Raw genomic sequence first — 24,987 nt, forward strand, 5'->3', positions numbered from 1 at the left:
TACGTTTAAAAAGGCGACTTTACCTGCTTAATTTTTTTCCATTGCTTATGGAGTTTTTTAAGATTGATTTCGTTATGCGCTGAGACATAATCGCGCACGTATCCAGAAACATCGGCCAGTCTTGGCTTACCCGCTGTACATTGCTGTAATAAACCATCAGCTACACGCGCATCGTTTAATTCGCCTAACGTATCTTGCAGCACGCTAAGGGCGGCAAGATACGTTTTGATTTTTTTTGCAGAATATAACGAAGAAAAGAACGCTAATCCATAGCGCATTTTTTTTGCCGCAATCCGTAATTTGTGACGCTCTGTCGCATCGATGGCACTTAGCCCCTTTCCGCGCTGACGTAGTTTCTTTTGATATCTACGCAACTGCGCAGTGGCGAAAGGGCGCAACGGTGCATTAGCACGTTCCAGTAGCGAGGTGGCAGTGTCCGACTTTTTCCCTAACTGCTGATTTGCATCATGGATACATGCGCCCAAGATCAATATAAGACGTGCATACCGGCTAGAGTTGAGAACTTTGACAGCATTACTTCTGCTCTTCTTCGCAAAGTCAGCGGCTTTTTTCTGTAACGGCATAACGGTCCGCGGTCCGTTGAAACCGAATGTCGCGGCGGCCAGTGTAGGACCAGCAAACACTTCCCAGTCACGTGCACTTCCTAAGTGTCTACCCAACCACTTGCACTCCTCCAGTAAAAACTCCGGTTCTGCTAACTGGTCTCTAAAAATCACGAGCGCTGAGCGCAGGCGGCGCACGCCAACCCGCATTTGATGTACGCTCTCGGCATCGGTCCCGTATTTAATGCCAGCTTCGTTACCTTGAATTTGCTCCAGACAATGGGCAAGAATTATCTGAAAACCCTCTCCTATCGTCTTTTTATCTGATAATGCAAGAGCGCTTGCCGTTGTTATCGCCGGTGGTTGCGGTGCATACAATCCGTAACCACGCTCAGCCTTACTAATATTACCGACGCTTAGTGCTATCGTCTCTTGCAGCGCTAATGCTAAGGCAAATAAATTTCCTGCCTTCCCCGATTTAAGTTCCAGTTCAATTTCACTAATCGGGATACTAATAACGCCGTCGCCATGACTAGAGACAATCTGGCCCTGATCGAGAGCCAACTCTACTTCGTCACCTTCGGGCAAACGCAACATCCAGATACGCCGCTGAAACCGCGTAGTGAATACAGGGGCGAGTTGCTGCATCAACTGTGGTCGACCCAACAGCTTGAACCATCTGGATCGGGGTTTCAACAGTGCCTGAATTGCCGGCAGGTCAGGCCTGAGATCCGTGACTTCGGACTCCCATTCGTTGCGCTGATGCAAGCCACTGTCGACCTGACCGCCCGCTTTCAATGTCTGGATTAATTTGCCATCAACTTCCCTCACCCGAAATCCTGCCCGATGGCGCATTAGATAACAATCCGGCGTATCGAAGTAGGTGCTGACAAGTTGTTGTTGGTAAGGTTTGGCGATCGCCAGTTGCTTTAACAAAGGATGCCGTCTAAAAGCGCTAACCGCACTTGGGGCAATAAGGAGTTTTAATTCTATTTCCATCACAATCTCTGGATGTGGCGCCGCTTTGTTTTATTAATGGCCATGCGGAGTGTTGGCTTACCGAATATCAATCTAATCAAATTCAACGGCACAAAAGCATAAAAGTAGAATCGACGGCTCTTCGTTTTCGCAATAATTTAATGATGAAATGCTGCGCAGTCAGCGTTCAAGCCGTAGAAAACTTATTGATCTGCCATCACCAACATATTACACCCACCACGAAACAGTCATTGCGGCAATTTTGCCTGCGCGTGCGTCAGCTGTGCCTCAAGCTCACGAATGCGTCTTAGGAGATTAAGCGCTACTGCCAGGCCGTGACCATCCAGCTCAAAATCATCCCGCAAACGTCGCGCCGTTCTGGCAATCACGATGTAATGTGTCTGATAAAGATCATTTTCCGCATCAACGCTGGTCGGTGCAATTTCGCCCATCTCGACCAAATCCTGCAATTCGGCCAGCGTCAATCCGGAATAATCTGCCAACTGATCTAGCGAACAAAGGCCTGCATCATTGAGCCATACCGCTTCCACAATATGCGTACGCATCACTAACCTCCTGTATTGAAGTGTGCACGAGGATTAAAAGTTGATTCGGCGGCAAGTTTTACAAACAAGGCTTGCTCACCCGGCGTCGCCGACTTTGGTACCTCAATCCGAACAACTGCAAACAAATTGCCATTTTCGCCGTTGGCGGAAGGGAGACCCCGCCGGGCCAGACGAAATTGTCGATTAGCCGCCGTAGCGGGCGGGATCGTCAACTCAACAGTACCGCCCAAAGTGGGAACCTGGACGGTCGCACCCAGCACTGCTTCCCATGGAGACAGCGGCAGATCGATATAAAGATCTTTTTCGCTGACGCGATAAAACGGGTGGGGAATAACCACCATGACGACATAAAGGTCGCCGTTTTTGCCACCATTACTCCCTTGCCCACCTTTGCCTGGCAAGCGTAACCGCTGACCGTCTTCGGCTCCTTTTGGCACCTTGACTCTGAAGGTCCGCGGTACGCGATGAATCAAACCTTGTTTATCATATTCCGGCAAACTCAAATTCACATCGATTTCGCCGCCGACATAAACCTGCTCAAGTGTGATCGGGGCCTTGACTTCATAATCTTGCCCGTGGGAAGGGCGACGTTGACGCGGTTGTCCACCTTCATGGCGGGAAGCCGCAAAGGCAGCCAGGATGTCGGCCATATCGACGTCGCCGAAGCCAGCATCAGAATCGTTAAAGGTTTGCTGCCAATCTTTGGGCGGCTGAACGTTTTCTCCCTGCTGATGGCGACCTAGCGCGTTATAAGCATCGCGCTTTTCCTGGTCTTTCAGCGTGGCGTAAGCTTCGGCGACTTCTTTGAATTTTTCCTCACCGTCTGGATCTTTGGAGACATCGGGGTGATATTTATGCGCCAGCTTACGGTATGCCTGTTTTATTTCCGCAGTGGTGGCATCTCTTTCGACACCAAGGGCACTGTAATAGTCTTTGAATTTCATATTCGCGCCCAGAATAAATTTTGATCGATGGACAGGTCGACTAGTCGCAAAGAATGGCCATCGATTTGCTTCCAAGCTTTAATCTTACTGTATATGAAGAGGAGTGTATGCAGACACAAAGGAAAAATGCCTAAAACAAGATAACTGCGTAATCGCCGACCAATCACGGGTTATCGCGTATTAAGCATCGCTTACAGACTTCCATCCCGAAAAATCCAATTTACCTATTACTGCCACACAATTTTGGGATACATCCGCTTTTTTTGATTACTCAGAACATTGGCATAACGCTTATTATTTTCGTAGTGAAACATTCAAAACTGCGTCCAATCGTCACTATTAATATTTTTTACAGGCGCCTTCCACGTTGATTCGCGCGCCAGAGTTTTGTTCATCTGCGGCAATCGTGTAGCCGGTCGAACGACAGCCTGAGCGGTCGCTTTGGTCGCGCCCTTCTTCATCGCTGCATTGACATGCGGCTGGACTATTCGCCTCGACGATTCTGATTCCGATGCAGTTAACCCCTTTGAATGGCCCGATAAAGTAGCCGCAAACGCTTGTGCGGCGCGCACCTCCTGGCTATTGTCCAATCTAAAAATACTCACACTCTCCGTCAAATGCGTCGCTTGATCCTGCAAAGAACCCGCCGCTGCCGCTGCCTCCTCCACTAGTGCCGCATTTTGTTGCGTGACTTGATCCATTTGACTAATGGCGTGATTGACTTGTTCAATACCATCGCTTTGTTCTTTACTTGCGGTGGCGATTTCACCAATGATATTGGTCACGCGTTTGACGCTACTGACGACCTCGCTCATGGTCACTCCTGCCTGTTCGACCAATTTGCTCCCGCTGCCGACCTGGGCGACAGAGTCGTCAATCAGGGCTTTGATTTCCTTGGCTGCGCCTGCAGACCGTTGCGCAAGATTCCGCACTTCTGCCGCCACTACCGCGAAACCGCGCCCTTGCTCACCCGCTCGGGCCGCCTCGACCGCCGCATTCAGAGCTAGAATGTTGGTCTGAAAAGCAATCCCGTCAATAACACTAATGATGTCAGCAATCTTCTTTGATGAAGTCCGGATAGCGCCCATGGTGTCAACCACTTGCGCCACCACCACGCTACTGTGGGTCGCCACGTCGGAGGCACTGACCGCCAGTTGATTTGCCTGATTAGCATTGTCTGCATTTTGCCTGACAGTCGATGTCAGTTGCTCCATCGCGGCCGCTGTTTCCTCCAGCGAACTGGCTTGCTGTTCAGTCCGACTCGACAAGTCCATATTGCCAGCGGCGATCTGCCCGGACGCAGTGGCAATTGTATCGGCCGACCTCTTGATTGTATTAATTGTTTTTTCCAAAGACTCCCGCATGCATTTCATGGCATACATCAGACTGCGATCATCACCAGGACGCGTATTTATACGCAAGGTCAAATCACCTGCTGCGATCCGGTTTGCGATATCAGCCGCGTATTCCGGCTCGCCACCGATGGCGCGCAAAATACTACGATTAGTAAAAGTGGCAAATATGATGACTAAGATCGCGATCCCCATCAGTAATAAACCAGCCTGGTACAACGACACCATGAAAGCGCTGTCAATATCATCCACATACACGCCCGTAGTGGCTATCCAGTCCCACGGCTGATAAGCTATTGAAAAGGAAATCTTGGAAAACGACTCTGTTGTTCCTACCTTTGGCCAGACATAGTGTACAAAACCGCCTCCAGATTGCGCCGCTGCTTTAGATATCAAGCGATAGACGTAATTACCTTCCGGGTCCTTAAAATCGGTCAAATCGCGCCCGTTCGTTTCTGGCTTGATGGAATGCATGATCACTACTTGTGAAAAGGATGAGATCGTAAAATAGCCATCTTTGCCGTACCGCATTGCTCTGACGCGCTCTAGCGCTTGTTTTTGTGCGTCGGTTTTGCTCAGCGCGCCGCTATCGACAAGCGCACCGTACTGCGCGATCACGCCGATTGCTGCTTCCGAAATATGTCTAAGATCATTTTTTCTCTCTTCGATACGAATTTCACGGGATTGATATGCACCGAAAACGGATACAGCCAGCAGCGCAATCAGGCTAATAACTAGCGGCAACCAGAGTTTTTGGGTAAAAGTAAGCTTATTCACAGCGAGGTCTCCTATAATATTTCGTTGTTTGCCAACAAGGAAATATGTCTGCGGGAGGGCTGTGCATGATTCCCGGGTAACATTCTTGCTGCCTTTGCATTAACGGCAGTTACCCGATAAAAATGAAGCTTTGCGGCTTCCATCGGTGATTTATTCTCTATCCGTGGTCTTGTTGCGCTGATTCGTCGCACTGACCGATGCTCCGAATATATTCCTGCAAAGTCTTCGCAGGATTTGCAGGAACGCCAAAAACAAGGTCAGCTTCATCAAACCAACCCACTTGCCAATAGTGATAATGAAGTAAGAATTTAAATGAGGTAAAGTCGCAGGGAGCAAGTCTTTCGCCCCATCAAGCGCGGCATTTAAGAAATCGTATTATTTTTTTATTTAAAATGTAAGATTTACAAAATCGGAGCTAATTGAATGCACGCTGTGCCACTTGGGCTGATTTCTGCCGCTGTCTTTCTTTTACACGTCGCTGGCGTCATCGCCGCCGCACACGCCTTAATGCATACCCGTACTTCACAAGGCGCGGTAGCATGGGTATTTGGACTCGTACTTCTGCCCTATTTTTCACTATTACCGTATCTATTTTTAGGAAGTAAACACTTCACCGGATACGTAGAACTGCATCACTCACGCGTGGCCCGCAAGCGCAAACTGGATGACTCTGATCAACTGGATTTGGTCAGACAATACCCTCCCGACCCCGCCGCACAACGTTACACTGCAATCAGCGCCATGCTTGGCGTACCCTTTCTCAGCGGACATCGTTTGCGCTTACTGATAGACGGAGAAGCGACATTTGCAGCCATTTTTTCTGCCATCGCTGCTGCCGAATACTATGTTTTGGTGCAATTTTTTATCATCAAGGACGACGCACTTGGTCGCCGACTTCAGGCGGCACTACTAGAACGCGCTGCCGCTGGCGTCAGCGTCTATTTGCTTTACGATGGTGTGGGCAGCCATGATTTGCCGAGTAGCTATGGAAACGTCCTGCGCGATGGAGGCGTAAAGGTACATCCATTCGCCACGCGACGATGGCGCAACCGCTTCCAGCTAAATTTCCGCAATCATCGCAAAATAGTCGTGGTCGATGGGTCTAGGGGCTTTGTCGGTGGACTCAATGTCGGCGAGGAGTATCTTGGACGTAAACCGCCGTTGGCACCGTGGCGCGATACGCATATGGAATTGCAAGGCCCCGCAGTCGGCGACCTGCAACTGGCGTTTGACGAGAATTGGCATTGGATCACCGGCCAGCAACTCACGTTGTTACCGCCCCGCCCAACCGATGGCTCAGCCACCAGCCTCATCGCCGCTACCGGTCCCGCGGATGCGCAAGAGACTTGTTCGCTGTTCTTTGTCCAGTTGATTCATGCTGCACAAAAGCGCATCTGGCTGACCACGCCCTATTTAGTGCCGGATTCAGCGCTGATCGCCGCGTTGCAACTAGCGGTCTTCCGTGGCGTCGACGTTCGCATTATGCTGCCTTCGCGCCCAGATCACCGTACCGTATTCCTGGCGTCAACACTTTATGCGCATGAAGTGGTCCGCGCCGGAATCCGCGTGTTTCGCTATCAGCCCGGTTTCACCCACCAAAAAGTGATGTTGATCGACGACAATACTGCCGCCATCGGCAGCATGAACATGGATAACCGGTCACTTCGGCTTAACTTCGAAATCGCCGCCCTGAATATCGACGTCGCTTTCGCCAGTGAAGTTGAAACAATGCTGCAAGAGGATTTTAAACAAGCAATAGAAATCGGCACAGAGGAATATGCCCGCTCCTCTTATTTACACCGTGTGGCGATGCATGTTGCCCGCTTGTTTGGTCCCGTGCTGTAAACCTGTTTATCCGTTAGTGAGCATTAATTCGGGCCTTCAACTTATCCGTAGCGAATCAATCATAGAGACTGAATGATAACTATCGCGCCATCTCGCTATTTACGACAAGGGATGGCGTCGCCTCCGTCACGGCCGCCATATCTACTCTCGATTCGGTGAGTTTTTTGTTCAGCACCTTCTCCAGTTTTGCCATTTCCCGTTCAGAGTCGGTCCACCAGTCAGTCGACCAGATACGGTGCAAGGTCCATCCCAATCCTTCCAGCACAAACTGCCGCAATCGATCGCGATCTCTCGCGGTTGGTAGTGAGTGATAAGTAGCACCGTCACACTCAACACCAAGCAAAAACGTGCCTGGATGGTCGGGATGAACGACGCCGATATCGAGTCGATATCCTGAACATCCAACTTGCGGATGGACAATCCAGCCACGATTGCGCAATGCGCGAATTACCTCGACTTCAAATGGGCTGTCGGGTTCGCGTCCGGTCGGAATGGATTGCTCAACCAGCGCTCGCGGTCCCTTCTGCGCAAATTCCAGATAATTTTTCAGATCAATGACACCGGTCGCACGTGTCCGTGAAACGTCGATATCTTCGGGCCGTATCGAACTATAAATCGTCACGCCGACGCGCGCCCGTGTGATCGCGACGTTAAGGCGGCGATGACCGCCCTCTTTGTTCAGTGGCCCGAAGTTCATTGGCATGCGACCGGCAGCATCTTTACCATAAGCAATCGAAAACAAAATCAGATCGCGCTCATCGCCCTGCACATTCTCGAGATTCTTGATGAATAATTTTTCTGGACCGTGTTCAGCAATATGCCGTTCCAACTCTGGCGCTTTGCGTAGCTCTTCATCCAGCAATGTTTCAATCAGGCGTCGCTGAGTCTGATTAAATGTCACCACACCCATCGTTAACTGGCGTCGTTTTTCATCTGAAAAGTGAACCACGATAGCAGCAACAATGGCGTTGGCTTCAGCGCGATTGGTACGGCTGCCGCCGCGATCATAGACGCCTGATACCAACTCCAGCCGCACCGCCTGATCTTGTGTCACAGGCGAGGGAAAAGTAATCAGCCGTGCGTCATAATAGCGATGATTGGAGAACGTAATCAGGCTTTCATGACGGCTACGATAATGCCACTCCAGTCTGAGCGTCGGCATACCCGCGCCCAAACATTCATCCAATATGCTTTCAAGATCATGGACCACAGTATCTTCACCGTCCCCAGCGGTTTGATCGTCTTCATCATCGGCACGTGCAAAGAAACTAGTAGGCGGCAGTTGTTTCGGATCGCCGACCACCACCAATTGTTTGCCGCGGGCAATAGCACCGACCGCATCCCACACCAAAATTTGCGAGGCTTCATCAAACACCACCAAATCAAAACTGGAATGCGCCGCGTCAAGGTATTGCGCGACGGAGAGCGGAGACATCAGCAAACAAGGCTTTAACTTCGGTAATAAAGTAGGAATTCCGCGAACCAATTTCCGTACCGGCAAATGCGCTTTTTGCTTAGCTAACTCGCGCAGTACCAAGCCCATTTCGGCATCCGGCTTTTGACCTGCGTCAATCCGCGGTACTTTACCCGCCAGCACCGCGTGAAGGTATTGCTCAGTCAGTTGCTGAAATCGCGCATCGGTTGCACGGAACTCTCGAATCTTCCGATCATGGTCCGCGCTGGAAAAATTACGCAGAACCAACTCCTGATCAGTAATGATTTTCAGCCACCACACCTGATAGGAATATTCAACGTAATCAATCAACTCCGGCAACGCAATACGGTCCTGTTCGATCGCCTGCACTACGCTGGAAATACCAGCATCCACCGCCTGCTTGCGCAATCCGCGCCACTTACACCAACTACGCAATCCGCGTTGCTGTGCGCGCCATCCTGCCAATACACCGCGCACCCGAGTCGGCAAACCCGCCGCGTGGCTAGCGCCAGCCAGATCAACTCCGGCATCGGAATATTCGGTCACCAATGCCAGTTTGAGCGTGAATTCGCGGAATGCATTTTTGAACGCAACCAAGTGTAGCGATAACCTACCTTGTGGCCCCAGATCGGCACGTTGATCATGAACAAGTTGGCGCAATCGTTCCGCCAAAGTTGCAGCCATAACGCCGTCAGTGATGGTCGCAAAACGTGCAAGGACCAACTCAAATTGCTGGCCCCATTGCTCGTAACGCGCGACGGCTGCCCAATCAGTTTGCGGCCCCTGATACTCGGCCCCCAACCACTGCGTGGCTTGCGCCTGCGCCAGATTCAAGGCCTGATCTTCTTGATTCAATCCACGCAAGGCGTCCAGCATCGCCACGATATCGGAAGCCGATGGTTGCTGTTGTTGTTGCGTGTGCGGCATCAAACGCGCCATCAGATCACGTGACGCAAACCAACTCTTAGGCCACCAGGTTTGCGAAGCGGCTGTCCACAGCGCCGCCAACTCCGCACCGTTGGCTTGCGCGATTTCCGGCTTAAAACCTAAAGACGCCAATTGCTGCGCAAACAGGTGACGCCGCTCGCCATGCTGTCTTAACTTTTGTAATGCATTAAGCTTAGTTGGATCATCGCCGAAAGCGGCGATCCCGGTCGGTATTTGAGGCGCTTGCAGCAAAACGTCCGCTAGCGCATCAAAAAACTCCAGCAATGCAAGCGATGGCGCCTCAGCACTGATCGCCATCATCGGTTCGAGTGCCAATGCGGCAATTTGTACTTGCTCAGAGGCACTGTCCAACTCGGCCATTGCGTTGAGTAACTGATCTTCCCAGGCATTCGACCACGCGCTATGACGGATGAGGCGTAAAGGATGTTGTTGAATCGGGCCCAGTTCCTCAACTACTACCTGGATCGTGCGCACCAGTTCACGCAAGCTATCAAGACCAGCGCGGTGATGCGTATCTGGATTGGTCCACGGCATGGGCGCAGCAGTCCAACGCTGTTGATGCAATATTGCGCTGTCAGTCGCCCCGCGCACGGTCAGGCCATGCGGATAAGTGCGATGCAGCGCTTGCACCAACGCATTCAGATCCTCGCGCAATGTTGCCAGGCGATCAGCTTCGCGCTGCCAGTCGCCCGCCGCAAATTGCTGAGAAATATTCATCGCAGTGCGCAATTGCTCCAGAACTTCGGACTTCTTGGCTTTGGCAGAATGCAACTGTAAGCAAAATGGGCCAAGTCCAATCGCATTCAAGCGGCGTTGGACAACGTCCAGTGCGGCCATTTTTTCTGAGACAAAAAGGACGGTTTTACCTTGCCCCAAAAAATGCGCAATCAGATTGGTAATGGTCTGAGACTTCCCTGTTCCCGGCGGACCTTCAAGCGCAAAATCATGTCCGGCGCCCGCGCGACTCACAGCATTTAACTGGGAAGAATCGGCTAATAACGGCGTCAACAAACTTTCCGGCGTATGGCGCTGATCCATGTCTGCGCGCATGCCGATATCTTCGCCGCGGCTCATCGATTCGGTTGGCCTTTCGATCAAATGATTGACTACCCGATTCTGTCTCAACTGATCACTGCGATCCTGCAAATCTTTCCACATCAAATATTTTGTGAAAGAAAATATCCCCAGATAGACATCCTCCAAGACTTCCCACCGAGGTACGTGATTGATCGCCAGACGCAAAATTTGCCAGATCTTTGCCACATCAACGCCATTGCCATCCGCCGGAAGTGGATCAAATCCTTTGATCGTCAGTTGAAATCTTTCTCGCAGCAACTGAATCAACGTTGGATTGATGATGGTTTCATCATCGTGGCGTTTGATCGAGTAACCGGCCCGGACCGATTGTCGCGTCAGCGTCACCGGCACCAATAATATCGGCGCAAGCAAAGTTTTCTCAGCGCGATCGTCCTCAGTCCAGCGTAGAAATCCTAACGCAAGATAGAGCGTATTTGCGCCACCCTCCTCCAAACCCAAACGCGCAACGCTGTAGATTTCGTACAAATGCGCATCCAACTTTTTAGCGTCAACAGTTGCCAACAACTCGTGCATTGCCAACGCTTGCAATGCAGCAGCGATCAACGGATCTTCACCATTGCGACGCACGGCAATCGCCGTGACACGCGGATCGTCTGGATTGGTAGCGTCCATTAATAATGGCTGATGCCGAAACTTCCACTCCTTCCCATCTGATAGCTCATCTTCGAGATGGCTGGGATTTGGCACGCACAGCGGCAACATCACCTTGGTCGGCTTAAAATTAATCAGTCGGTTGCGCAGGGTTAAATCCAGCAACTTTGATTTCCAGCGTGCCAGACGTCCATCCGCAGTTTCAACGGGTGCATCGTCATCGATCAGGCTGATCCCATCGAGCGGTGGCAACAGCGGCGGCGGCTCGATGCGTGGTTCCTCAGTCACTTGCGGAATGTCGTCGCTCTCGTTCGCTGGCACACGGAATGGCAGCGGACGGATTTGCTCCATGCGAGCGCGTTTTATATCGATAGCGAAAAGAAATGCATCCTCATCGTGTAGTTGCTCCTGACCATTTTCACAGGCCAGCCGAAGCGAGGCTGCGGGTCGGTGCGTCAGCATGGTGGTTTCAAATAGCAACAACTCACCACTGGCGACGCGTTTGCGAACCGCTTGTCCATCATCAAATACGGCATTCGGTAGCGTCGTGTTGATCAACCAGCAACCGACCAACGCATGACCTTTTTTAATGATGACAAGGGGATTTAATCCAGCTTGCTCCATGCACGACACCAACAACATCGAAGAGTCGAGACAGGTGACCAGACCGCTACTGAGAATCCGGTCGGGCGTACGAATTTTTTGACCATCGTTTCCAAATGACGCCGCTGGATTAATGTAATTTAACTTGAGCGCACCGATAACGCTATAAATAGCCGAAATCTGGGCCCATGCATCGTCACGGTTTTTAGATTGATAACCGTTCATGCTTTGTCCTGCACCGGCTTTATGCAATAGCTCACCGCACTGCGCCATCAGGCGATCAATAGCCGGATGATTGGGCAACGAGAATGCCGCCAATAATTCTGGCAAGGCCCGCGTTCCGGCCCATTGATCATAGGCCAGCACATCCACTGCATGCTCTGCGACGGTAACCTCATGATTATTCGCCATGACCTGAAAGATAATGCGACCACGCTCAGCCTCGTTCAACTCAGCCAGGTAACGATGGGAAATTTTCAAATCGATAGGGTCGATGCGGCGTGTCTGGTGCGCATCAAGTTGTGCAAATCGCAATCGAACCGGATCAGCAAAAGCAGGCTCGCAACGAATGACAATTTCGACATCAAGGAGCGGCGCATCGCTATGATTCTGGACCGAAAGACTACGTATCAACGGAACATTATTTTGATAGGACGCATAGTTCACCGTGGCATCTACCAGCGCTGCGATGGTGATCTCTGCTAGCGCTAGCGGCGGCACGTCTACATGTAACTGACGTGACTGTGGTGACTGTTGTGGTTGCTCTAACTTCTCCGACACTGCGTCCTCTTCTTTTTATCATCCAGCGCGACGTTCAGTCGCCAAGGTCAACATCATACCAACCCGTATGCAAAATTGCAGGCTCTATCGATGTTAAAACTGCTCGTTAATGACGGATTTGAAGTTATCGGAAGGTGAAAAGGAAATCAGACTCTCTGATATTCCCTGCAAGAATTAGTCTTAAACAATAAAGTTCAATACTAGCGCTAATGTGCACACTTAATGGTGATGCGACCAGTCGCCGGTTGGGGATGCCAGATAAGAATCTACCGCCGCCTTTTGTCCGGTGGCATGGCGCTTCAATTCGCCGCACTTGCAGAGTCCCTGATAAGGCTGAATATGGGAACATGCCGACACTTTTTGCAAAAAAACCTGCACAGGCTTAGTGCACTTTTCACATTTAAATGTCAGCGTCCGCGAAGGTTTAATAGACATATTTTGAAGCTGCTTTCTGCCGTTATTGGCGGCGATAATTGTGACGTTATTAACTATACCGTTTTTCAAATTTCTTAAACGTTTTACACTTTACTTTTGCATACTTTACTTTTTTACACTTTCTTTAACTTTGAAAGTGCCCAGAATGGGGGATCAACGCGCCGCAAGACGCCATAGCGAGGTGACTTCTGCTGCACGTGCCGCGTGCAACGGATCGGACGCATCAGCAGCTTTTGGATGATGTGGCTTAACATCCATTCGGCCTACGACGATTAAGCCAGCCTCATCAATGAACGCCAACAACGCTGCCCGTGAACGTAAAGCTAAGTGCTCAGCCAGATCGGATAGTATTAACCAGCCTTCGCCACCCGGCGCAAGGTGTTCGACTAAACCGTTAAGAAAACCGCGCAACATCCGATTATCGGGATCATATACCGCGTGTTCAATAGGTGAACTTGGGCGCGCCGGAAGCCACGGTGGATTACACACAATGAGCGCTGCCCGTCCGGGCGGAAAAAGATCAGCCTGCATCAGCTCAACTTGTTGGGTGAGCGCAAGTCGGGTCAGGTTTTCTTTAGCACATGCCAAGGCACGCGGGTCCAGATCGGTCGCCACTATGTGGGCAATACCGCGACGCGCCAACACTGCCGCCAGCACGCCGGTTCCTGTGCCGATATCGAATGCCAGGTTTGTCATTGGCAGCGGCGCTTCCGCTACTAAGCCGATATACTCGCCACGCACCGGAGAAAACACCCCGTAATGCGGATGAATACGCTCGCCAAGCGCAGGAATCTCCACGCCTTTCTTGCGCCACTCATGCGCGCCGACCACCCCAAGCAACTCACGCAACGAGGCAACAAAAGGACCGTTTGCGACGCCGTAAGCTTCCAGGCAAGCCTGTTGGACATCTGGCGCACGCCTCAGCGGAATACTATAATCTTCATCAAACGGCAGCAATATCATGGCTAAAGTACGACCACGCTGCGATTGCGCCTGACGATGAAAATTGAACACATCGCCAGGCGTTGTTGCTAGCTTTGGCGGTTTTCGGTCAGTACGCCGCGCTAAAGCCTGCAACAATTGGCGCGCATTTTGAAAGTCACCGCGCCACAACATCGCCGTGCCTTCAGATGCCAGACGAAAAGCAGCATCTGCGGTCATGCGGTCATCCGCTATCACCACGCGTTTAGGTGTGGGCGCGCCACTTTCGGAATGCCAGCGCATCGACTGCAACATATCATTTTCGGTCCAGCTAATCAGCGATGGTTGACTCACAACGACGCCTCCGATAGACCGAACGGAATCTGGAATGATTGCATCGGGAATACTACGAAATGAGCAAACATGGTGCTACCTTAATTAAAGTCGGCTTAAACGGGCATCCTCTCCGCAAGCCTGAAATCACAAAACCTGAAAGTACCGAAGATTTGACGCTTTGGCTCGACCAGTATTCAACGACAACTGAGGCAAAACCGTCATGGCAATGGGTTAAATCACGTCAATCAGAACCGTTCATATCCCAACAAATAGCGCCATTGTCCTGCTGGCAAACCAGCCATCGGCACGCGACCAAGGCGAATGCGCTTCATCGACACCACTTCCAGCCCGACCTTTTCACACATATGCGCGATCAAACCGCGTGGCGGGGCTTTCAGCGGAAAACGCAAGCGCGTTTCATTTTGCCAGCTGACCTTGATCGGTGCCAAAGGCTTGCCACTGAATTTCAACCCGTAACTAAGCAATTGCAATCCATCCGGAATAATATCGCCGCGTACCTCTACGATGTATTCCTGCTCTATCTTGGCCGTATCATCGACTAACTTCCGGGTAATTTTCCAGTCTTGCGTTAATACGACCAAACCGCTTGCCTTGGCTTCAATAGGATTGACCACGGACAGACCGACCAAATGATGTTTTAAAAACCGCAATCCCGATCGATCATCTGCCGTAAGGTTTGCTGCACTTAAGAATTGAATAATCGGCGATAAGTCGGAAGGATCGAATGCCAGATCAATACCAAGCGGCAGATGCAGCAGAATAGTGACCGGATCAACCGGTTGCAAAACAGCATCGGGCAGCAATGCAACACTATGTTGCGGTAGCACCCTAAAACCGGCCTCCTCGACGATTTCGCCGTCCACGGTGACCCATCCGCCCTGAATATATTGTTCAGCCTCGGTACGAGAGCAAGAGACTAGCTCGGAGAGGTGTTTGGCGAGGCGGACGGATTCTGTCATGGCAAAGGTCGAAATTGAATAGGCGCTTCTGTAATCAGCGCAGGTGTTAGGGAGAATGCTGAACGGGGTCCGACATCGATGCTGGCCTTAGCCAGCAATGACAAACGTAACGATGTATCTAAAAAGCAATGATTGTCAGCATCATTTTTACGGCGTAATTTACGGCGTGATTTCGCATTTCGCTTGCCGTATTTATACGTATTTGTGCGTGTTTGTGCGTCCTCATACATCCTGATTTAACGTCTTCATTTAACGGGGGTTTTAGACCGTCCATGAAATGCCTCAGGGCGCGACTTGTTTCTCTGCTCAAAAATCTTTACCGCATCCAGCGCCGCATTCTCTTTGGTGCGCAGTTCAGCATGATCATCGTGCAAAGTAAAAAAATCAGCAGCTTGCGCGCGCATCACGTGCTTGATCGCCGCAGCATCAATCAGGTCATACTTTTCAGTCAATACCGTGGTGACTTCATCCAGATATTCTTCGTAGGTCATTGTCATGGTGTTACTCCAATTTATTCTTAACGCCAGGAGGCTGTCGCGCAATCATTTTGCAGCCGGTTAACCGTAAGGACAGAAACACATCCGACAGACTCCTGGACCAAATAGGGCGGATAAGCAGTCTGCCTTCCGCCCTACTGTATTCTTATTTTAATATGAACTTTAGATCATCTTGGAAAAGACCAAAGATCCATCTCTGCTAGCCAACCCACGTCCGCGCATTGCGGAACATGCGCATCCATGGAGAATCTTCGCCCCAACTATCAGGATGCCACGATTGCTGCACGCTACGGAACACGCGTTCGGCGTGTGGCATGATGGCATTAAAGCGACCATCTGCGGTAGTGACCGCAGTAATACCCTGCGGCGAACCGTTAGGATTGTATGGATAAGCTTCACTCACTTGCCCTTTATTATCAACGAAGCGCATACCCACCAACGCCTGATTAATATCGCCAGTTTGCGAGAAGTCTGCAAAGCCTTCACCATGTGCAACCGCAATCGCGGTTTGCGTACCGGCCATGCCTTGCAAGAAAATCGATGGCGATTCTTCGATTTGTACCATCGAAAACCGGCCTTCGAATTTTTCCGACTTGTTGCGCGTGAATTTTGGCCACGCTTGCGCACCGGGAATGATGCCTTTTAAATTGGCAATCATCTGGCAACCGTTGCAAATGCCCAGTGCAAACGTATCGGTGCGGTTAAAGAACGTAGAGAACTGATCAGCCAGCGCATTATTGAACAAAATGGTCTTGGCCCAACCCTCACCAGCACCGAGCACGTCGCCGTAAGAGAAGCCACCGACGGCGATAAAGGCTTTGAAATCGTCGAGTTTGGCGCGTCCGGCAATCAGGTCGCTCATGTGCACATCGACCGCAGTGAAGCCCGACTTGTGCATCACATAGGCGGTTTCGATGTGTGAATTGACACCCTGCTCGCGCAGAATCGCCACGCGTGGTTTAGAGCCGACATTGATAAACGGTGCTGCTACATCTTGCTGAAAATCGAAAGTAATTTTTGGCGTGATACCTGGATCAAGCACGTCCAGAATACGGTCATATTCAGCATCGGCACTGGCTGGATTGTCACGCAAACGGGCAATGCGCCAGCTTGTTTCACTCCACAAACGTTGTAATGCAATCCGCGTCTGGCTGTAAATCACTTTTGCATCGCGAGTAAATTCAATCACATCACGGGCGTCAGGCTTGCCAATAATGTGACTGCATGCGCCCAGATTGTAAGTACGCAACACGTTCATGACATCCGACTTTTGCTCGGCGCGGACTTGAATCACAGCACCCAGTTCTTCGCTGAACAAGGCGCGTAATGTCATTTCATTACGACGTTCCGACACTTGACCAGCCCAGTTTTTCGAATCGCCCCAATCAGCAGCGTGTTCACTTTCCATAGCCAAAATATCGAGATTGACTGAAAAACCGGCATGACCAGCAAATGCCATTTCACACAACGTGGTAAATAAGCCGCCATCCGAACGATCATGATAGGCCAGCAATTTATCTTCGCTATTGAGTTGCTGGATAGCGCTGAAGAAAGCTTTCAGATCTTCTGCGCTGTCGACATCTGGCGTTTCATTACCGATCTGCTGCATTACCTGCGTCAGCGCCGATGCGCCCATACGGTTTTTGCCACGTCCAAGGTCAATGAAGATGAGAGCAGTATTGCCTGCATCGGTTCGCAACTGCGGCGTGAGGACGCGACGCACATCGGTGACCGGCGCAAATGCAGAGACGATCAATGACACCGGCGACGTCACTGCCTTATCCTCGGCGTTATCCTTCCAGGTCGTGCGCATGGACAAGGAATCCTTGCCAACCGGAATACTGATACCAAGCGCCGGACACAATTCCATACCCACTGCTTTGACTGTATCAAATAATGCGGCATCTTGACCGGGCTGACCACACGCGGCCATCCAGTTGGCCGACAATTTGATATCTGAAATATGAGCAATTGGCGCAGCAGCAATGTTGGTCAACGCCTCGCCGACCGCCATACGACCCGACGCAGCAGCATTGATCACCGCCAACGGGGTACGTTCACCCATTGACATCGCTTCGCCCAAATAACCCTCAAAACTCATGCTGGTCACGGCGCAATCCGCTACCGGAATTTGCCATGGGCCAACCATCTGATCGCGCACTGAAGTCGCGCCCACAGTACGATCACCAATCGTGATCAAAAACGACTTATCCGCTACCGTCGGCAATTTTAATATGCGCTGCGACACTTCCAGCAAATCCATGCCGGTCAGATCCACGGCTGGCAAATTGTGAGCCAGACGCTGGACATCCCGGTGCATTTTAGGTGGCTTTCCGAGCAACACATCCATCGGCATATCGACCGGATTGTTATTGTGTTGCGGATCAATGACCTTCAATTGACGTTCTTCTGTGGCGGTGCCGACTACCGCAAACAAACAGCGTTCACGCTGGCAAAAGTATTCAAATAGCGGCAAGCTTTCTGGTGCAATCGCCATCACGTAGCGTTCTTGCGATTCGTTGCTCCAGATTTCCTTCGGTGCCATGCCGCTTTCTTCCAGTGGCACTTTACGCAAATCAAAGATCGCACCGCGCTTGGCGTCGTTGGTAATCTCAGGGAATGCATTCGACAAACCACCAGCGCCGACGTCATGAATTGACAGAATTGGATTGGTATCGCCCATCGACCAGCAAGCGTTGATCACTTCCTGTGCGCGCCGTTCCATCTCGGGATTGCCACGTTGCACCGAGTCAAAATCGAGATCTGCCGTATTAGTACCGGTCGCCATCGATGATGCCGCGCTGCCGCCCATGCCGATACGCATGCCGGGACCGCCCAGTTGAATCAGCAAGCTACCGACCGGCAGTTCATTTTTAAACGTGTGTTTATCTGAAATGCTACCGATACCACCAGCGATCATGATCGGCTTGTGATATCCATGCACATTGCCAGCAACGTTTTGTTCGTAGGTACGGAAGTAGCCGCCCAATATAGGACGACCAAATTCATTATTGAAAGCCGCCCCGCCCAAGGGACCGTCGATCATAATTTGCAATGGCGAGGCAATACGATCCGGTTTGCCGTAAATAGCGGTGCTGGACGCACTCACAGAATCAGCAGAAATCGTCACATCGCCCGCGTTTTCCCATGCCTGATTAGCGTCAGGGAGCATCAAATTGGATACGGTAAAACCCGTCAAACCGGCCTTGGGCTTGGCACCGCGACCAGTTGCACCTTCGTCACGAATTTCACCACCCGCACCAGTGGATGCACCCGGGAAAGGTGAAATCGCAGTAGGATGATTATGCGTTTCGACTTTCATCAGGATGTGCGTTAACTCATCTGTCGCCTCATAGACGTCGCCGTTGGCCGCGCCGCGTGGATAAAAGCGTGACACGGTCGCGCCTTCAATGATCGACGAGTTGTCGCTATACGCGACGACTGTGCCTTGCGGATGCAATTCATGGGTATTTTTGATCATCGCAAACAATGACTTGTCCTGCGTCTGGCCATCAATCGTCCAGTCCGCATTGAAAATCTTATGTCGGCAATGCTCACTATTAGCCTGCGCAAACATCATTAATTCGACATCAGTCGGATTGCGTTCAGCACGGGTGAACGCCGCCATCAGATAATCAATTTCGTCGTCGGATAAAGCAAGACCGAGTGTGCTATTGGCAGTCTCAAGCGCCGCTTTACCGCCAGCCAAAATATCAATAGAAGCCAGTGGAGCAGCTTCTAGTTCACGGAACAAATCGCTGGCCGCTTCGGGACTGCGTAACACCGTTTCCGTCATGCGGTCATGCAATACATCCGCAATCGCTAAAATACTAGCTTCGCTGAGTTTTTTAACCCCGCCGAGCAGGCCGGATTTAAGGTGCACCTGATACGCAATACCGCGTTCGATACGCTTAATGTTCGACATCCCGCAATTGCGCGCAATATCGGTCGCCTTACTTGCCCATGGCGAAATCGTACCAAACCGTGGGATAACGATAAATTCTTCGCCGCCACTAGTTCCCTCGAAAAGATCACCATAAGTCAGGAGCGCTTGCAAACGACCGAGATCATCTTGCCCCACTACTGTTAAAGCATCGACAAAATGATCATAACGACCGGTAACGCCGATTATATTGGCGTCAATCAGCTGTAATTGAGATAAAAGACGTTGGGAGCGAAAAGCAGGAAGGGCATTAGAACCCGGCAAAATCAACATGGCGATATGGAGGGGTTGTGCAGCTATAAGCCGCGGGTTAAATCAGAAGCCGCCATTATACAACCATGCCTCGGAGGGCGCTCTATTCGTTCCCGTAAAATCCTTGTTTCGGTGCTAATTTTTCCACAATGCGGAATCCTTGGATGAATGAGGGATTCCGCATCTGGTTGTCACATCCATCCTAAGGGTAGATTGGTACGTAATCTCTCTCACCGCCATAGCGCTTTGTTAGTCGTAAAAACGCGGTAACGACCATGGTGCCAGGAATACTACCTTGGCGGATTCTGCGCCCGCCCGAATCCTAAGAATCGAATGAGTATAGATTTTTTACCATCATTATTTGCCACTATTTTCCACGCAGGAAGTTGGCAAAAATAAAAGTTAGAAATCCTTCAATACGATTTTACCAATCACATGGCCCGCTTCCAACGTTGCATGCGCTAACCGTAAATTAGCCGCATTGATTGGCGAAAGGACTTGCCCTACTGTCGTTACCAGGATTTTGCTATCAATCAAACGTGCAATTTCATTCAACAAATTGCCCTGCTCTTGCATATCGGGGGTCTGATACATTGAACGCGTGAACATGAATTCCCAGACAAAACCGGCACTTTTTGACTTGAGCAAGCTAAGATCCAAAGGCGCGGCATTTTCTACAATGCTGCAAATCATCCCTTGAGGCGCGATCACTGCCGCCGCCGCTGGAAAATGCTGATCAGTGTCATTCAGAATCAAGACATGGTCTACCGCTAAAAATCCCTTTTCCTTCAGTTGCGCCTGTAGATCGCCAAAATGGTTAATGACGTGCTGCGCGCCCAGCTCACGGACCCATTTCTCTGACTCTGGACGCGAGGCAGTAGCAATCACCGTCAATCCAGCAACTTTTGCCGCTAATTGAATCGCAATTGAACCGACTCCACCAGCGCCACCGATGATCAGAATGGATTTGCGCGGGATGGCGTGTGGTGGCGTTGTGACTTGCAAACGCTCAAATAACGCTTCCCAAGCAGTAATGGCGGTGAGCGGCAAGGCTGCAGATTGCTCAAAATCGTGCGATTTCGGCATATGGCCGGCGATGCGTTCGTCGATCAATTGAAATTCGCTGTTGGTACCAGGCCGCGTGATGTCACCGGCATAAAAAACTTTATCACCGACCTTAAAAAGGCTAACGTCAGGACCGACCGCCTGCACTATTCCAGCGGCATCCCATCCCAAGACGCGCAGCGCTTCTTCAACTTTGGCTTTTGGTGCGCGCACTTTCGTGTCGACCGGATTAACGGCGATTGCTTTTATTTCAACAAGCAAATCACGACCTTGCGGCGTCGGCTTACTCAGCGTCACATCCATTAAGGACTCTGGATGATCGATTGGCAAATAGCGCGTTAATGCAATGGCTTTCATGTGTGCTCCTGATAGGTGTAAAAGTAGTGACAAATACCAATCACTTTTGATTGAGGCGCTGCTCAGCGAATGAAAACTATTATCCCTGTTTGAATTATTTTATAAAGAGTCTATTATTTGATTCACTTTCAAAAATAATTTGCCAATGTACTCAATCACAGACATCCAGCTTTTTGTTCTCACCGCAGATTTAGGCAACTTATCCAAAGCTGCGCGCCAACTTGATCTGGTGCCAGCAACCGCGAGCGCGAGTCTAAAACGCCTGGAACTTCACCTAAACACACGATTATTTGTTCGCTCCACGCGAAGCCTGCGCTTAACGCCGGAAGGCACCTTATTTTTAGAATATGGGCGTCAAGCTTTGACGCTTCTCAATCAAGGTGAAGCCCATTTACGTAGCGACGGCGAAATCAAAGGGCATTTGCGCTTATCCATGCCCGCAGACGTAGGTAGAAACGTCTTACTTCCCTGGCTGAATGATTTTCAGCAATCCTATCCAAAAGTAACTCTGGCCTTGCAATTCTCCGACCGCATTATCGATCTCTTCAGTGCACCGATTGATGTTGCCTTTCGGTATGGCAAACTAGATGACTCCACATTGATTTCACAACCGCTGGCCGCGAGTCGGCGCGTAGCGGTCGCATCACCCGCTTATTTAGCGCAACATGGCACACCGACCACGCCAAAAGAGTTGGCAGAACATAACTGCCTACTGTTTTATCTCGAGCGCGGTTTGTTTAACAACTGGCGCTTTCACTCTGGAAAACATGCAATCGTTATCAAGGTGCGCGGTGACCGCATGACGGACGATGCCGCGATTGCGCGGGAATGGGCAATTGCCGGATTGGGGATTGCTTACAAATCATGGCTGGATGTGAGACTGGATTTAGCGGAAGGAAGATTAGTAACATTGCTGGATCAATACGTCGGAGAAGAAACCCCGCTCAACATGGTCTATCCGGATCGCAGCAGCGCTTCACCCGTGCTACGCACATTACTCTTATTTTTGCGTGAGAAATTTCATGCTTTGGGTATTCCTAGTGAGAGAGCTTATTAATCCATATGAAGACTGCGGATTATTCTTAACTTTAAAATCGGTGGTCGTTTTTCAGAAAGTTCTTAGGACTATTGACGACCATTCCCGCTTACTATTACCTTAACATTTTTCGTCCCCACTATTGAGGGATGGTAACGAAATTCAGTTAATCTCCTATTCCAGGTATAGCTCCAGATAAAAAAAGAACAGAATGATTCATACGTAATACTGCGTCAAATAGTCACCGATAACGGCGATATCGCATTAAGGGTCGTAATGGTTCAGTTAGCGGTTTCTTTAGATTAATTTGTAAGTCTGCATCATCAACTGTAAATGCAAATTTTTGCAACAAAAGACCCCAAACCAGTTTTATAAATTGTTGCGCCATTGTTTGACCCAAGCAGAAATGTCTGCCGCCCCCAAATCCAATCAATGAAAAGGCTTGTCGTTTATCTTCTTCACGTCCGGGAGAGAAACGATCTGGATCAAAGTTAAGTGGATTAGAAAATACCTCAGCCAATCGATGGCTCACTGGCGGACAAACTGCAACGAAACTGCCAGCTGGCACGACCATATTACCTACTTCAAAATCATACAATACCTGGCGCGGTATCAGATTGACCGTGGGGTATAAGCGTTCGACTTCTTTGATGAAGTTTCTCATCTGATATTGAGACTGAATAGCTGTTGGTAATATCGGATACTGTTTCAATGGATGCTCAGTTTCCTCGCGAATTTTGGCTGACCAATCGGGATAATGCGCCAATAATAAACCGGTCCAAGTGGCCAATATCGGTGTGTTAGTTTGCGCTGCAAAAAATGTCATGATGGCTAATCCAATTACTTCATCATCGGACAAAGCAGATCCGTCGGGATAGCGCGAAGACATAAGGGATCCTAAAAGATCTTGATTTTTTATCTTTTGCAAGCGTCTTTGTCTAATAATCTGCAAAAAATGATTTTCCACCTGACGCCGCGCATGATCACGTCGCCAATGAGACAGTAAAGGGGCATTAGTCCATACAACCGATACTAAACTAATAGTATTTTTCATTTCACGATACAACTGTGAAATATGCAGTGAATCCGATGAAGAACAGTCTTGTCCCAGAATAAAACGACTCATGATTTTAACGAGTAATGTCTCCATAATGATGGAGATATTCAATGTTCCCTCTTTGCCACAGCGAGAGGTGAATTCTTCCACTACCTTAACGATGGTATCTATATAACCTAAGGCTGCTTGTTCATGTATGGCAGCATGTAACAGGCGCATTTGTTGATCCATCCGCGCTGGTTCAGTATCGTAGACGATGCCTTTTCCCACCACCGGAGTGAGAATACGATGAAATTCTTGTACGCCCAATTGTGCATCCGTCGCATGAAAATACGCCGCATGATTCTGCGATCCCAGCAAAACATACACCGTTTTTCTCAGGAATTTAAAGCGAAATAATTTACCATGCTCCTCTAGGCCACGTTGAATAAATGGCGTTGGGTTGCCGCGGAACGCTAGCAGATGTCCCAGAACAGGTATTTTGCCGGATACCCACGGGGCAGATTGAACTATCAAAGTAACTCTCCTAATGAGGATTTGCTTTTGCCAGAGCTAACGTAGGAAAATAACAGCTATACAGTCGATAATTCAAAAGCGCTGTACGAAAAAAAACACCATTCACCGCATCGCCCGACCAGGTGCCATCTGTCTGTTGACGCTGAACCAGCCACATGATGCCGCGATTGGCAGCTACTGATTGGGGTCCTTCAATCGCCAACAGGGCGAGGCTCGCCCAGCTAGTACTAACGACAGTACTCGCAGGATGATCTACATAAGAGCCGGTATGACATCCAGAAAAATGCTCTCCCCAACCACCATCGGCGTGCTGTATGGTTTTCAACCACGCAGCTGCTTTTTGCAACGTTGAATTAAAAGGAGAAAGCTGTGCAGCGCATAGTGCTTCTACCGCAAACCAAGTCGAATAGATCAGGTTGACACCCCAAGCGGCTAACCATGTGCCATCAGATCGTTGCTGTGCACATAAAAACTTTATTGATCTGTTGATGGCATGACGTACAGTTTCAGATCCCAGCTCTGGATAATCCTGAACGGCAATATACAAGGCGCGCAAAACAGAAGCTGTACATTCAATGTAGGACAGTTCAGCCATACAATTGCCATATATTTCGGTTGGATTAGCGTTATTCATCCAATGCATACCGCGACTACGTTCATAAGAACCAAAGCCACCGTCTGCATTTTGCCGGGTCAACAAAAAACCAATCGCGGCTTGTAAGTGAGCGACGGAAATACGATTTTCTAGTGAGATTACCTCTGGTAGATGATGGCAACTTAGTAAAGCACTGATTACTTCAGCAGTGCAGTCAGAGATTGCCCATTGATGTGTTGAATCGTTAAAGCACCAACCTCCCGAATTTGAGTCTCGTTCGTCACGCTCCTCAATTGGTAATTCATTTGTAATTTGCATATTGTGGAGACGATGATAGGCAGCACGCACAGCTAGTATGACTTGCTCTGTTACTTGATGTGAAGCTGTCAGTGCTTGCAGTGTGAATGCCGTATCCCATGTCAGCGAGCGAGCGCCGGCATAACGAGTCCCTTCGGCTGCGCTAGTCCAGCACCAACTATCCAACATCTCTACACTGCGATATACAGCACTATGATTA

General features: G+C 50.0%; 15 protein-coding genes. 2 read left to right on the forward strand and 13 right to left on the reverse strand.

Going from position 1 to position 24,987, the window contains the following annotated elements; all coding sequences use genetic code 11:
- Positions 1 to 5: 5 nt before the first annotated feature.
- The 4 genes from RGU75_RS20875 to RGU75_RS20890 form a co-directional block, all read right to left on the reverse strand.
- Positions 6 to 1,562: a CHAD domain-containing protein gene (locus tag RGU75_RS20875; protein ID WP_322239277.1), complete on the reverse strand. Its 1,557-nt coding sequence runs from the start codon at positions 1,560 to 1,562 to the stop codon at positions 6 to 8.
- 227 nt (positions 1,563 to 1,789) lie between these two features.
- The gene (locus RGU75_RS20880) at positions 1,790 to 2,107 is read right to left on the reverse strand and encodes a chaperone modulator CbpM (protein ID WP_322239279.1); all 318 of its coding nucleotides are present in this window, start codon (positions 2,105 to 2,107) and stop codon (positions 1,790 to 1,792) included.
- A 2-nt stretch (positions 2,108 to 2,109) separates the two neighbouring features.
- Entirely contained in the window at positions 2,110 to 3,051 is a 942-nt protein-coding gene (locus tag RGU75_RS20885; protein WP_322239281.1) for a DnaJ C-terminal domain-containing protein, read from the reverse strand.
- Positions 3,052 to 3,365: 314 nt separating this feature from the next.
- Complete coding sequence (locus tag RGU75_RS20890) at positions 3,366 to 5,180, reverse strand: methyl-accepting chemotaxis protein (RefSeq protein WP_322239282.1); 1,815 nt, start codon at positions 5,178 to 5,180, stop codon at positions 3,366 to 3,368.
- 423 nt (positions 5,181 to 5,603) lie between these two features.
- Between RGU75_RS20890 and cls the strand changes: the two genes are divergently transcribed.
- Positions 5,604 to 7,025 carry a cardiolipin synthase gene (cls, locus tag RGU75_RS20895; RefSeq protein WP_322239283.1) on the forward strand — a complete coding sequence of 474 codons (1,422 nt, stop codon included), beginning with the start codon at positions 5,604 to 5,606 and terminating at the stop codon, positions 7,023 to 7,025.
- Between the two features lie 79 nt (positions 7,026 to 7,104).
- Here the strand turns inward: cls and RGU75_RS20900 are convergent, their stop codons facing one another.
- The 7 genes from RGU75_RS20900 to RGU75_RS20930 all read right to left on the reverse strand — a co-directional run bounded on the left by RGU75_RS20900 (position 7,105) and on the right by RGU75_RS20930 (position 21,266).
- A complete protein-coding gene (locus RGU75_RS20900; protein ID WP_322239285.1) occupies positions 7,105 to 12,480 on the reverse strand; it encodes a DUF4011 domain-containing protein in 5,376 nt (1,791 codons plus the stop codon).
- Between the two features lie 219 nt (positions 12,481 to 12,699).
- Positions 12,700 to 12,915, reverse strand: a complete 216-nt coding sequence (locus tag RGU75_RS20905) for a hypothetical protein (RefSeq protein ID WP_322239287.1) — start codon at positions 12,913 to 12,915, stop codon at positions 12,700 to 12,702.
- 153 nt (positions 12,916 to 13,068) lie between these two features.
- Positions 13,069 to 14,151, reverse strand: a complete 1,083-nt coding sequence (locus RGU75_RS20910) for a methyltransferase (RefSeq protein WP_416186886.1) — start codon at positions 14,149 to 14,151, stop codon at positions 13,069 to 13,071.
- Between the two features lie 266 nt (positions 14,152 to 14,417).
- Positions 14,418 to 15,152 carry an rRNA pseudouridine synthase gene (locus tag RGU75_RS20915; protein WP_322239291.1) on the reverse strand — a complete coding sequence of 245 codons (735 nt, stop codon included), beginning with the start codon at positions 15,150 to 15,152 and terminating at the stop codon, positions 14,418 to 14,420.
- Between the two features lie 245 nt (positions 15,153 to 15,397).
- Positions 15,398 to 15,649: a hypothetical protein gene (locus tag RGU75_RS20920; RefSeq protein ID WP_416186835.1), complete on the reverse strand. Its 252-nt coding sequence runs from the start codon at positions 15,647 to 15,649 to the stop codon at positions 15,398 to 15,400.
- A 199-nt stretch (positions 15,650 to 15,848) separates the two neighbouring features.
- Positions 15,849 to 19,865: a phosphoribosylformylglycinamidine synthase gene (gene purL / locus RGU75_RS20925; protein ID WP_322239293.1), complete on the reverse strand. Its 4,017-nt coding sequence runs from the start codon at positions 19,863 to 19,865 to the stop codon at positions 15,849 to 15,851.
- 381 nt (positions 19,866 to 20,246) lie between these two features.
- Entirely contained in the window at positions 20,247 to 21,266 is a 1,020-nt protein-coding gene (locus RGU75_RS20930; RefSeq protein ID WP_322239295.1) for a zinc-binding alcohol dehydrogenase family protein, read from the reverse strand.
- Between the two features lie 145 nt (positions 21,267 to 21,411).
- Here RGU75_RS20930 and RGU75_RS20935 point away from each other — a divergent pair, with 145 nt between their 5' ends.
- Positions 21,412 to 22,323, forward strand: a complete 912-nt coding sequence (locus RGU75_RS20935) for a LysR family transcriptional regulator (RefSeq protein ID WP_322239297.1) — start codon at positions 21,412 to 21,414, stop codon at positions 22,321 to 22,323.
- Positions 22,324 to 22,543: 220 nt separating this feature from the next.
- Here the strand turns inward: RGU75_RS20935 and RGU75_RS20940 are convergent, their stop codons facing one another.
- Both RGU75_RS20940 and RGU75_RS20945 read right to left on the reverse strand, forming a co-directional pair.
- The gene (locus RGU75_RS20940; RefSeq protein WP_322239299.1) at positions 22,544 to 23,875 is read right to left on the reverse strand and encodes a cytochrome P450; all 1,332 of its coding nucleotides are present in this window, start codon (positions 23,873 to 23,875) and stop codon (positions 22,544 to 22,546) included.
- 10 nt (positions 23,876 to 23,885) lie between these two features.
- Positions 23,886 to 24,956 carry a prenyltransferase/squalene oxidase repeat-containing protein gene (locus RGU75_RS20945; protein ID WP_322239301.1) on the reverse strand — a complete coding sequence of 357 codons (1,071 nt, stop codon included), beginning with the start codon at positions 24,954 to 24,956 and terminating at the stop codon, positions 23,886 to 23,888.
- Between the last annotated feature and the right edge of the window lie 31 nt (positions 24,957 to 24,987).

Source organism: Glaciimonas sp. CA11.2 (genome assembly GCF_034314045.1).
Classification (GTDB): Bacteria; Pseudomonadota; Gammaproteobacteria; order Burkholderiales; family Burkholderiaceae_D; genus Glaciimonas.

What these genes read in the sequence shown, in the direction of transcription:
- RGU75_RS20915 (WP_322239291.1), bottom strand. Translation starts at nt 15,152, where the DNA reads ATGACAGAATCCGTCCGCCTCGCCAAACACCTCTCCGAGCTAGTCTCT.
- RGU75_RS20875 (WP_322239277.1), bottom strand. Translation starts at nt 1,562, where the DNA reads ATGGAAATAGAATTAAAACTCCTTATTGCCCCAAGTGCGGTTAGCGCT.
- purL (WP_322239293.1), bottom strand. Translation starts at nt 19,865, where the DNA reads ATGTTGATTTTGCCGGGTTCTAATGCCCTTCCTGCTTTTCGCTCCCAA.
- RGU75_RS20880 (WP_322239279.1), bottom strand. Translation starts at nt 2,107, where the DNA reads ATGCGTACGCATATTGTGGAAGCGGTATGGCTCAATGATGCAGGCCTT.
- RGU75_RS20885 (WP_322239281.1), bottom strand. Translation starts at nt 3,051, where the DNA reads ATGAAATTCAAAGACTATTACAGTGCCCTTGGTGTCGAAAGAGATGCC.
- RGU75_RS20945 (WP_322239301.1), bottom strand. Translation starts at nt 24,956, where the DNA reads ATGTTGGATAGTTGGTGCTGGACTAGCGCAGCCGAAGGGACTCGTTAT.
- RGU75_RS20910 (WP_416186886.1), bottom strand. Translation starts at nt 14,151, where the DNA reads ATGTTGCAGTCGATGCGCTGGCATTCCGAAAGTGGCGCGCCCACACCT.
- RGU75_RS20935 (WP_322239297.1), top strand. Translation starts at nt 21,412, where the DNA reads ATGTACTCAATCACAGACATCCAGCTTTTTGTTCTCACCGCAGATTTA.
- RGU75_RS20930 (WP_322239295.1), bottom strand. Translation starts at nt 21,266, where the DNA reads ATGAAAGCCATTGCATTAACGCGCTATTTGCCAATCGATCATCCAGAG.
- RGU75_RS20920 (WP_416186835.1), bottom strand. Translation starts at nt 15,649, where the DNA reads ATGACAATGACCTACGAAGAATATCTGGATGAAGTCACCACGGTATTG.
- cls (WP_322239283.1), top strand. Translation starts at nt 5,604, where the DNA reads ATGCACGCTGTGCCACTTGGGCTGATTTCTGCCGCTGTCTTTCTTTTA.
- RGU75_RS20905 (WP_322239287.1), bottom strand. Translation starts at nt 12,915, where the DNA reads ATGTCTATTAAACCTTCGCGGACGCTGACATTTAAATGTGAAAAGTGC.